This window comes from Alishewanella sp. HH-ZS, assembly GCF_001704375.1.
Taxonomy (GTDB): Bacteria; Pseudomonadota; Gammaproteobacteria; order Enterobacterales; family Alteromonadaceae; genus Alishewanella; species Alishewanella aestuarii.
Window position 1 is genome coordinate 1 of the sequence record NZ_LZEJ01000063.1, and the last position, 9,789, is coordinate 9,789.

The window sequence follows — 9,789 nt, forward strand, 5'->3', positions numbered from 1 at the left end:
GATTAAGTCGAGACTAATTCACTTTACGGTATGACGCAAACTCAATATGCGGCTTATACCAAAGTATCTGATAAACACTGCGCGAGATTGAAAAAGGCCATACCGACGCCCGCTTGTCCAATCTAAGCAAGTTGCTTGCACCAGGTGATTTTAAAATTAGCGCCCGTTTTGTGCCCCGCAAGATAACATAGTGGTTATACTCAATGTTCGATAGCATCTTCTCGAGTCAAATCCCACAATGTCCCCTGCCAACCTGATATCAAGCCGTTATCTTCACAGATTGGGCAAACCCAGATAATGTGCTGATTATCAGGATTAATGAAGCTGGCAATTTCACCAGTACAAGGCTTGCGGTTTGGCCTTCTGCGACAAGGCACTTTTGGGAATAAACCCTCGTCATATGGATCCCCTGTCGTCTCCTGCACGATAGCGACAATATGCTGAGCCAAACGCAACCCCGGTCCTGATGGAATTTCAATAGCACCGTTTTCGTTCAGATAATGGCGAAGGTCGACAATCCAAGCATTGCTCATGATAAAAACCTTTTTAACGGGTAATACTTAGGTTGGAGACTAACCTATTGGCAAATCGAGCTTAAAATTCCGAATGATTCTTTCATCGATACAACTTCTTAAAAACTTATTCATTGCGGTCATATCATTATCAGCGTAGAAATCAAGCATTAAGGTGTTAAATTCTTGCTGACGCTTAGCTGGCACATTAATGATAGGATAGCCATGCACTAACAAAATACCGTTCATCATAAAACGGCCAGTGCGTTTATTCACATCCCAGAAAAATTGTACACGAGCCATTTGAAGGAAAGCTGTAATAGCCTTGTCGTAGATATCGCTTTCGCATTCAACCAACTGTTCAATTTCACGCCATTTATCGTCTAACATCTCAGGCGCAGGAGGGGCATAATCAGAGCCAGCAATAGAAACATAGCCTGAGCGGAATTTCCCCCACTCTAACGCCTCTTCTTTTCCAGCAATATTATGAATTTGGATGGCAGTTTCTTTATCAAATGTAAACCTATCTTGCTCGACTAGACTGAACAGATACTCCCAAGCTTTAGCTTGGTTAATTGCCATATTTTGATCACTTATGCGATGTCCTCCCACCGTAATGCCATCAAGGATGGTCTGCACTTCCGGCAGCGTCATTGCTACGCCTTCCAGGTTGACGGCATCACACACCAAAGCAGGCAAATCCCTTTTAGCAAGTTGTTTAGCTAAAGGCTTGTTGGGTTTCATATTCCACACTTTTTCAGTAAGCAGGTGCATGGCAATGTTTTCACAATGTTAGTAAGACTTAAGAAAGTATACACTTTTTACTGAGAAAGATCGTATGTAACATACGCTGCCCCATAGAGAACCGCATTCGAAAATTAGCCAAATCACACCTAAAACATTAAGTACCATTTTGGCACTGAAGTTGCCTCTGTCGAAAGGGTAGCCTTCTCGGCCGTACTCGCTGATGCAAAAGATGACGCAACAAATTTTTATCAGCGTTATGGCTTCCAGCCAATTGAGGATGCAGAGCAAAAGCTGTTTTCGACATTGCTGATATCAGAGCAAGTTTGGGCTAGCCTCAAGCATTATGGTCAAAACAGATACAAGTCATAAAATTACTTGTGACAAAGGCAGTGACAAATATAAAAATAAAAGTGACATAATACTTAGCCATGCCATAACGCTCTAGAAAATGCATGTCACCTTTATTAAAATTTAAACCATTGATTTATAATGCCTTTAATAAAATAAATATAATAAGTGTGGATTAATAAAACCAGAAATAACCTTAAATTTTTATTCTCATAACCCGAAGCCCGCAACCAAATTGATTGTGACAAGTGATTATAGAAAGTCGCCCTCGGGCTCCTCTTTATAACCACGGGGCGAAGGTCTAAATCCGGCTCCCGCAACCAAATTTAAAAACGTCATTGCAGACAACTTATTACAACTACTGCTCAGTTGTAATAACACGGACGCGGGATGGAGCAGCCTGGTAGCTCGTCGGGCTCATAACCCGAAGGTCGTCGGTTCAAATCCGGCTCCCGCAACCAACTTAAAGGCCAGCACTAAGCTGGTTTTTTTGTATCTAAATTTCGGTAACCCGAAGGTCGTCGGTTCGCTTTTCATAAACAGCAGGGCTCCCGCAACCCACATCTAAGCCGGCATTTAGCTGGTTTTTTTGTATCTAAAATTCGGGAACCCGAAGCTCGTCGGTTCGCTCTCCATAAACAGCAGGGCTACCGCAACCAACTTAAAGCCAGCATTTAGCTGGTTTTTTTGTCTCTAAATTTCGGGAACCCGAAGGTCGTCGGTTCGCTCTTCATAAACAGCAGGGCTCCCGCAACCAACTAAGCCGACTACAACGCGCCCGTCTCCGGTATGCTTGCCGTACCGGAGACGCGATCTTACTTTGCCTTTACTACAACAAAATCTCAATCAATACGAGGAATAACGCCGAGTAAACGTTCGATATCCCCCTCTCCCACGCCCAGTCTGGCAAAATAGCTAGGCCACTCACTTACTAAATCCTGCACCTGCGATATCAGTTTTCTGGCTTTTACCGTTTTTAAACCAAAACGGCTGGCATGACTGAGTAAGTTTTCTACACTACCGAACCGGCCCGAGGCGCCAATACCAAGTCCATGCTGGCGGGAGTTATTAATGGGTAAGACATCATAAGCCGGTGCCAAACACCAGGTTCGTTGGCTGAAACTGTAAAGTAGCGCATGATTACGGCTGTGATCATCGGTATTGCCGAGCAGAACGTTAAACACCATGCGCTGATATAACTCTTGCGCATCGGTTGCCGCAGCAGAATGTTTGGCCAAAAACTCCGCCAAAAAGCCATAACTGTAGTTGGGGTTTAGCTGGTCTGGATTAACCGCGGTAATATTGATTAGCGAATTGGCACTGATAAAGTGATGTGTTGGCCGCTGGGCATCACAGTCGAAACGTTCTACTAGCAATACATCCTCATCAGCAGCTGACACAACGCGGGTATTGGCAACGTGCACCGGTAACTCGGCTAGCATCCGCATACTGGCGTGCTCAACTTTCACCTGATTAAAGAGATCATCCGGGCGATTAAATTTTGCCAGATAGGTAATAGCTCCCTCTGTGATCAGTGTTTTAGGTCTGGCACCGCCCATACTGGAACCATGCTCGAACGCTTTTTTTGCCTCAGGCGGGATCGCCTCATCTGACAAAATTGCGGCCTTACCCCGCAGTAGCATGGGTAAATCCCCCAGGGTATTTTTGTTATATTTGGGCTTGGAAGACGAGCGTGACTTGCTAAATACCAAGGCGCCAACGCCCATGCCAGAACCAGCCAACAAAAATTGCAACGCGTTAGCCGGCTTGGTTTTATGTAAAGAAAGAATAACCCGTTGCCCCCAGGCATCTGCTCCAGCATCGGTTAAAACACCAAATAAGCCTTTACCACCGTATGTGGTAAATAGCTCAGCTGATAAAGGTAAATTTAGGGGATCCAGCGCAAACGCATCTGGTCGCGCCAGATAGCTTTTACCATAACGAAACTCACCATAACGGCGTGCAGGATCCAGTGTTACCACACCACAAATCACGGGAGAGTCTTCCAGACCATCGATAAAAACATAAGCTTGCTCAGAAGTCATTCGACAACTCCGCTTTAGGCTTACGCACTTTGCGTTGCTGCCGCTTATCGAGCTCGGCCAATTGCCCGTTAACTGGCTCTGCCAGTAAATGCAGCAAATTAAGGTGCGCTAACACAGCAAATAACGCCTCGGTACTAACGGATTTACCATTTTCAATCGCCGAAATGGTATTGCGGCTAAGGCCAGTGCGTGTAGCAAGTTCGCCCTGAGCCATACGCTGAGCCCGCTGATGCTTAACTAACTTCCCCAATGACATCGCAAACTGGTGTTGCACACTCAGAATCTTTATTTTTTGCATTAATTTTTGTGCACTAGTTAGTAATGCACAAATTATTGCGCAAAAAACCAATAAGTCAAAGTTTGTTTCAGAACAGCGTTATCATCGCAGCTAGTGACAACAATCTGGCTTAATGCGACCGATTTTGTCGCCCTAGCGTGTGTAAGATGCGGTTCTTCATCGAGTGCCAATGATTTTTTGGTAAGGTTGGAGCCTGCGCCAGTATCGCGGCAAAGTCGATACTCTTAGCGGCACGTGCCGGCAGATGGGCAAAATAGATCTGGCTGGGTGCAAGGTCCTGCACCCGCTGCAATGATTGCTTATATTGGTTCGGGTGACACACCGGATATGGCGGTACCAGCCGTTTTTTAACCGAGACGATTAGGTCAGCGATATACAACTGCCTGGTTGGCAGATGCAGCAAGGATAAATCATGGTCAGTGTGGCCAGGTGTGTACAACACTTGCCACTCAGCAAAGTCCGGTACCTGCTGCCCGTCCAGTAATAACAAGTCTGGTTTTAGCAGCGGGTTATACCAAATATGCCGCTTGGGCTTACCCAGCCGGGTAGCAACCCACCAGGTCAGGCTAACATCAATCAGATGCGCGGTACGGCCCAACAGGCCACTGTACCAACGCCGTGCTTTAGGATGGCTGGCAATACGGGCGCCGGTTAAACGCCTGAGCTTATGTGCACCACCCGCATGGTCCGGATGCATATGGGTCACAATAATCAGCTTTAACGCCTCCAGCGGCAAACCCAGTTGCTGCTGAATAAAATCCGTTACCGTAGCGATATCAGCACGACTACAACCATCGAGCAGCATTAACTTGCTGTCATGCTGCACCAGATAAATATGCTGAATATAGCCATGTAGAATATGTAACTGCATTAGAAAAGATTTAACCCGGCAATAGCAACTGGTCCGACATTACAGAAAGCGGACGAAATTTTCCAGCAACAAATCCTTTTCTCTGATCTGTTGCGGCTTGCTAAGTTATTTCGTAACACGCCAATTAGCCAAGACGGTTTCGACAGTAAAGCCACAAATTGCGCGAGGTGTTAAACTTAATGCCGAATCTCAATCAAAATCTCATTGCGCCTGAGCATTGGCAACGTTAAAGGGCCGTTATATCCGGCAGTAACAGGGTCGCTAACTGCAGTATGGCCATTGGCGGTAATCCATTGCTGCAATTGCTGACTGTAACGCTGCACATTGCGCTGTGATAAGGTGCCACTGAAGCGAATAGCGGCTACTGTATAGTCGCGCACCTCCTCAACCAGCAGATCTGGGTTTGTCGGCTTGGGTGTGCTGTCGAGAGTAAAGTGCTTTGGCATAACAAAGGCCATCCGCGGCTCACTATTGGCCCCCGACATAAATACCGGGGCGGTCATGGCGATTTTCGTACCCTGGTTTGCCGGCTCTCCTGCCATCAATACCGGTGCTGTCATCGCAATATTGTTGCTACCTGCATTATCACCTGAGATGTAACGGAATAATTTTCGAAAAGCGTTATTTCTGCCATCGCCGGCCATACTGGTCGACACCAGTATCATAGGCTCGTAACGGCGAACTTCGATGTCCAGGCTACTATCAGCCTTAAGCACCTGATAAGGAGCAATCTCTACCTCACTGCGACCGACCACTGAACAGGCGGCTAAACACAACGCCACAACCAGGCTAACAATAGTTTTCACCGCATCATCCTTCTTCACGACATTACGCTGTTATACGTTGTCGCGGCGCTTTGGATTGCTTGGCTGCCGCGCGAACAGCAATTACAGAGCGCACTGCTCCAACCTGTAAAAAAGTCGGCCTCTCATTCTAATGCCGTATTGTGTTCAGCTATCATTCAGTAATACTATTCAGCGAAATAGCATCAGCTCACGGAGTTCGCATGGCACTCTTCTCTCGTCGCAATAGTGTGCCACTGGTCCTGGCAGGACTGGTATGGTCGCTTTTTACGCCGCCCTCCCTGGCACAGGGTGCGGCCTTTCAAAGCTGGACCGATGTGGTCCGTACCAAGGCCTTTGATGATAGCCAGGGCGTTTACGACAATATGATGAATGTACGGCGCTGGATCCTGACCCGCTCCGGCTACTGTACCGAGCAGAAGCGTCATGTGTTGTTCGATATGCGCGGTAACTTTTTACAATACGTCGAAGATGCTGATAATTCTTTGCAAACGCAGCAGCGATTAAATCAAAGCCGGCAGCAACTGGCGCAGCAAGGCTTGGTACCGGCCTATGTTGCCGGCAACAGCAATACCGTCGGTTACCCCTTTGCCATTCGCTGTCATCAACCCTATGTTGATTTACCGCTCGCAATAGCCCGCTATCTGGGTGAACATCCGGATGGTCGCCTGTCTGGCAATTGGCAGGGTATTTCGGTCGGCACGCCAAAGAAGCAGGCGTCGCTGCATGAGGTATTACAAACCGTATACAACCGCCGGGTACAGCAAAAGAAGATTACACTGCCCCCCAACCTGTTACCGGATCTGGCGGGGATGCTGATTATCGAAAGCGGCGGTGTGCGTGAAGCCAAATCCAAAGCCAATGCCCGCGGTATATTACAGCTTACCCCAACCGCCCTAAAAGATTGTGGCGTACCGGCCAATAAGCATTTACACCGCATTGCTCAGGTGGATTGTGCGCTCTGGCTGTTTGAGCGCAACCACCGCATGCTACAGCCGGTGTTTGTGGCAAAATTTGGCCATTTGCCGGAAGACAAGCAGGAGCAAATTTATCGCCTGCTACTGATCCAGGCTTATCATGGTGGGCCAGGTCGGGTACGCTCGTTACTGGTTGACGAAGAACTTAGCCGGCCGGCCAGTTATTTTGCAGCCAATCACCAACAATTCAGCGCCGGCGACATTGCCTTTGGTATGGTGTTTCACAACTTAGGCCGCAACCGGCTGGGTTTTGCATCGCTTTACTACACGGCAGATATTCGTATTGCGCAGCAGCTTTTACAATCGAAGAAGAGCCCAGGGCTGTTCCCGGCGCTGCAACAAACGCTTACATCCTTACCCTAGCAGACTTTTAGCGCACAGTATGGTGCGGGTATAACCATACTGTGCAGCCTCTGATTTAGTCTTTGTTCTGCCGCAGGCCAAGCCAGTCTTCACGCTCTAACTCTGGTTGCTCACGCCGGAACTGCTGATACAGCGCTACACCTTTGCTATCTTCAAGCACCTTGACCGTAACACCGTGATTGCTTAGCGTTTGCTCATTGCCACCAGCACTGCTGACATCGCCGACCACTACCCGGTTAAAACCACGGTTAATCAACAGCGCCGTACAGATATTGCAAGGGCTGAGTGAGGTAAAAAGTGTGGTTTGACCAAAGTCGATGCGGCCAGCATCCCGAATGGCTGATGTTTCGCCATGATTATAAGGATGGCTTTCCTGCACCAGCGTATTATGGCCCTTGCCGACAATGCGACGGCTGGCGTTATCGATAATTACCGCGCCAATCGGGCAGCCACCTTCGAGGTAACTTTTCTCGGCCAATAGCACCGCGATGCGCATCAAATCGGCATCAGATAACCGGCACCAGAACTCGTCGGCGACCAACAGTCCTAAGCTACGGGTCGGCAAATGAGCCAGTGTACGCAATACTGCATCATTTAGCGGGGTGCTGGCAGAAAACAGTTTTATTTCAACCTGGGGCTCAGTCATCAGCAAACTCCGAAGGTAAAGGTTGTGGTTTATCGCCGTCGCTTGCGGCAATAAAATCAATCTCAAGCTCAGCTTTTTCAACAAAATACTGTGGCAGCTCTGCCTTGATCGCGGGTGCCAGATTTTTAAAATCAGCTACCTGTTTTACCAGATTACCACGACCACTAACCAGTTGGTTTTCAGCAGCAAGATAGGCCGCGCCAGCACTGTCGAGCCCGCGTTTAATTTTTTCAAAGTTCCCCAAAAAGCTGTTCAGCTTTTTAAATACCGCTTCCGCTTTGTCGGCCAGAGCCGCAGTGTGCTTGTTTTGATCTTCATAGCGCCACAGCTGACGCACAATATTCAGGCTGGTCAGTAAGGTAGTGGGTGTCGCCACCAGAATATTATTTTCGATGGCTTGCTGAAACAGGCTTTCATCCGCCTTCAGGGCTTCAACAAAAGCCGATTCAATCGGGATAAACATAAACACCATATCCGGCGAGTTTAAACCCGGCAAACGGAAGTAGTCTTTCGCCGACAACTCTTTGATCCGGCTAGCCACCGCCTGCACATGCTCTTTTAACGCCTGTTGCCGCTCAAGCTCCTGTTCGGCATTAACATAACGGGTATAGGCGTTGAGTGACACCTTAGCATCAATTACCAAATGCTTATTTTGTGGCAGGTACACTATCGCATCGGGGCGGAATTTGCCGTCGTCGGTACTAAAACTGACCTCTCGCTGATAGTCCTTACCCGGCTGCAAGCCGGAGCGATCGAGCACATTTTCCAGTACCAGTTCGCCCCAGTTGCCCTGCAACTTCTTCTGCCCCCGCAGTGCAGTAGATAACTCATGCGCTTCTTTGGTGATATGCTGATTCAGCTCTTTTAACGATGCCAGCTCTTTTTTCAGCTCACCCTGAGCCGTGGTTTCCCGGTGATGAATATCCTGTACTTCTTTTTTAAAAGCGTCTATCGATTGCTGAAACGGACTTAACATTGCATTTAAGCTTAGCTTACTGGTCTCCTGCAGACTTTGTGCTTTTGCGTCCAGGATCTCGTTAGATAAGGCTTTAAACTGCTCCACCAGGCTTTGTTTTTGCTTTTCGAAGTTAACCAGTTCCCGCTGATGGCTCGCTTCCCGCTCATCGAGCTCGGTTTTCAGCTGTGTATAACGGTTTGAGAGATGATGATATTCCTGTTGCAGCTGCTCGCGGGCGCTACGCATCTGCTCCAATTCTGAACTGCGCAGCACCAACTGCTTAGCGCTTTCTTCAAGCTGTGCGCTAAGACGCTGGTTCTGTTGCTGTTGTTCATGCGTAAAACCAGTTTGTTGCTCCAACTTCTGCAATAACTGTTTAACCTCAAGTTGCGCTTGCACCAGTTCTTGCTGAACACGTTGGTTAGTGGTTTCGCTAAAATGTAACTTCTCAGTATTTTTCGTATCGGCCAGTTGCAGCTGCTGTAGTTGCATCTGCGTTGTTTGATGGCTCAGTTGTAGCTGTTCAAGTTGCTGCTGACTCGTCTGACTTATTTGCTGCTGAGTTGCTAATTCGGTGGCAAGCTGCCCCAGTTTTTGCCGCAGCTTAACGCTGGCCAATAAGTAACCGAGCGTAGCGGCCAGTAAAGCCAGCACACTAAGCAGCAAGTAGCCGAAATTTGATAAATCAATCACGCTTTGAATGTCCTTTACAATAAAATAGCTGTCAATGCCATGATAACTGGCTTCGCAAAATTCTCCATACTTTCTAAATAATTAACATGCCAAACCAACTCAAGATGATGTCATAAAAAGTTGGTCGCAATTATCTTACTGGCAAACGGTAAAAAATTGAGCTTCTGGTAACACCCTGCTATAACTTCTACCACTATATAAGTTTGGAGGGAACCACCATGGTAAGACAACTCAAAATTGGACTTCGCGCAACACTGGCTTTTGCATTACTGGGGCTTATTACCTTAATTCTCGGCATTATCGCCATTAGTCAATTTCATCAGACAGGTCAAGTGGTTGGAACCCTGGTTGAGCGCAGAGTTCCTGCAGCTATCACCGTTGGCGAGCTAAGGCGCGACTTTTTACTTACCCGCCTGCATACCCTCAATGCAATCTACGCTCCCAACCCACAAGCCAGACAACAAGCCCTTACACAGTTAACTGAGTTAGAGCAAAGCTTTAATGCTAAATAGCTGATCCTAATTGTGA

At 47.7% G+C, this 9,789-nt stretch carries 10 protein-coding genes, 1 tRNA gene and 1 pseudogene; 4 read left to right on the forward strand and 8 right to left on the reverse strand.

What is annotated here, in order from left to right; all coding sequences use genetic code 11:
• Positions 1–200: 200 nt before the first annotated feature.
• Positions 201–533: a hypothetical protein gene (locus A9165_RS15755; protein ID WP_065956587.1), complete on the reverse strand. Its 333-nt coding sequence runs from the start codon at positions 531–533 to the stop codon at positions 201–203.
• Positions 534–572: 39 nt separating this feature from the next.
• Positions 573–1,256, reverse strand: a complete 684-nt coding sequence (locus A9165_RS15760) for a Fic family protein (protein WP_255365749.1) — start codon at positions 1,254–1,256, stop codon at positions 573–575.
• A 192-nt stretch (positions 1,257–1,448) separates the two neighbouring features.
• On the opposite strand from A9165_RS15760, the pseudogene A9165_RS17250 reads away from it, so the two are divergent.
• Positions 1,449–1,591: pseudogene (locus A9165_RS17250) on the forward strand (GNAT family N-acetyltransferase); the annotation flags it as partial.
• Positions 1,592–1,991: 400 nt separating this feature from the next.
• A tRNA-Met gene (locus A9165_RS15765) sits at positions 1,992–2,068 on the forward strand.
• Positions 2,069–2,449: 381 nt separating this feature from the next.
• Here the strand turns inward: A9165_RS15765 and A9165_RS15770 are convergent.
• The 4 genes from A9165_RS15770 to A9165_RS15785 form a co-directional block, all read right to left on the reverse strand.
• The gene (locus A9165_RS15770) at positions 2,450–3,652 is read right to left on the reverse strand and encodes a type II toxin-antitoxin system HipA family toxin (RefSeq protein WP_065956588.1); all 1,203 of its coding nucleotides are present in this window, start codon (positions 3,650–3,652) and stop codon (positions 2,450–2,452) included.
• Complete coding sequence (locus A9165_RS15775) at positions 3,642–3,950, reverse strand: helix-turn-helix domain-containing protein (protein ID WP_083216308.1); 309 nt, start codon at positions 3,948–3,950, stop codon at positions 3,642–3,644. The genes A9165_RS15770 and A9165_RS15775 overlap by 11 nt, the downstream gene beginning before the upstream one ends.
• Before the next feature lie 109 nt (positions 3,951–4,059).
• On the reverse strand, positions 4,060–4,821 hold the full coding sequence (locus A9165_RS15780) for an MBL fold metallo-hydrolase (RefSeq protein ID WP_065956589.1): 762 nt from the start codon (positions 4,819–4,821) through the stop codon (positions 4,060–4,062).
• 176 nt (positions 4,822–4,997) lie between these two features.
• Entirely contained in the window at positions 4,998–5,627 is a 630-nt protein-coding gene (locus tag A9165_RS15785) for a heme-binding protein (RefSeq protein ID WP_065956596.1), read from the reverse strand.
• Between the two features lie 200 nt (positions 5,628–5,827).
• Between A9165_RS15785 and A9165_RS15790 the strand changes: the two genes are divergently transcribed.
• The gene (locus A9165_RS15790; RefSeq protein ID WP_065956590.1) at positions 5,828–6,964 is read left to right on the forward strand and encodes a transglycosylase SLT domain-containing protein; all 1,137 of its coding nucleotides are present in this window, start codon (positions 5,828–5,830) and stop codon (positions 6,962–6,964) included.
• A gap of 55 nt (positions 6,965–7,019) precedes the next feature.
• On the opposite strand, the gene A9165_RS15795 is transcribed toward A9165_RS15790, so the two are convergent.
• Positions 7,020–7,610, reverse strand: a complete 591-nt coding sequence (locus A9165_RS15795) for a nucleoside deaminase (RefSeq protein WP_065956591.1) — start codon at positions 7,608–7,610, stop codon at positions 7,020–7,022.
• The gene (gene rmuC, locus A9165_RS15800) at positions 7,603–9,261 is read right to left on the reverse strand and encodes a DNA recombination protein RmuC (RefSeq protein ID WP_065956592.1); all 1,659 of its coding nucleotides are present in this window, start codon (positions 9,259–9,261) and stop codon (positions 7,603–7,605) included. The genes A9165_RS15795 and rmuC overlap by 8 nt, the downstream gene beginning before the upstream one ends.
• Positions 9,262–9,479: 218 nt before the next feature.
• On the opposite strand from rmuC, the gene A9165_RS15805 reads away from it, so the two are divergent.
• A complete protein-coding gene (locus A9165_RS15805; protein ID WP_065956593.1) occupies positions 9,480–9,773 on the forward strand; it encodes an MCP four helix bundle domain-containing protein in 294 nt (97 codons plus the stop codon).
• Positions 9,774–9,789 lie beyond the last annotated feature (16 nt).

What these genes read in the sequence shown, in the direction of transcription:
- A9165_RS15755 (WP_065956587.1), bottom strand. Translation starts at nt 533, where the DNA reads ATGAGCAATGCTTGGATTGTCGACCTTCGCCATTATCTGAACGAAAAC.
- A9165_RS15760 (WP_255365749.1), bottom strand. Translation starts at nt 1,256, where the DNA reads ATGAAACCCAACAAGCCTTTAGCTAAACAACTTGCTAAAAGGGATTTG.
- A9165_RS15770 (WP_065956588.1), bottom strand. Translation starts at nt 3,652, where the DNA reads ATGACTTCTGAGCAAGCTTATGTTTTTATCGATGGTCTGGAAGACTCT.
- A9165_RS15775 (WP_083216308.1), bottom strand. Translation starts at nt 3,950, where the DNA reads ATGCAAAAAATAAAGATTCTGAGTGTGCAACACCAGTTTGCGATGTCA.
- A9165_RS15780 (WP_065956589.1), bottom strand. Translation starts at nt 4,821, where the DNA reads ATGCAGTTACATATTCTACATGGCTATATTCAGCATATTTATCTGGTG.
- A9165_RS15790 (WP_065956590.1), top strand. Translation starts at nt 5,828, where the DNA reads ATGGCACTCTTCTCTCGTCGCAATAGTGTGCCACTGGTCCTGGCAGGA.
- A9165_RS15795 (WP_065956591.1), bottom strand. Translation starts at nt 7,610, where the DNA reads ATGACTGAGCCCCAGGTTGAAATAAAACTGTTTTCTGCCAGCACCCCG.
- A9165_RS15805 (WP_065956593.1), top strand. Translation starts at nt 9,480, where the DNA reads ATGGTAAGACAACTCAAAATTGGACTTCGCGCAACACTGGCTTTTGCA.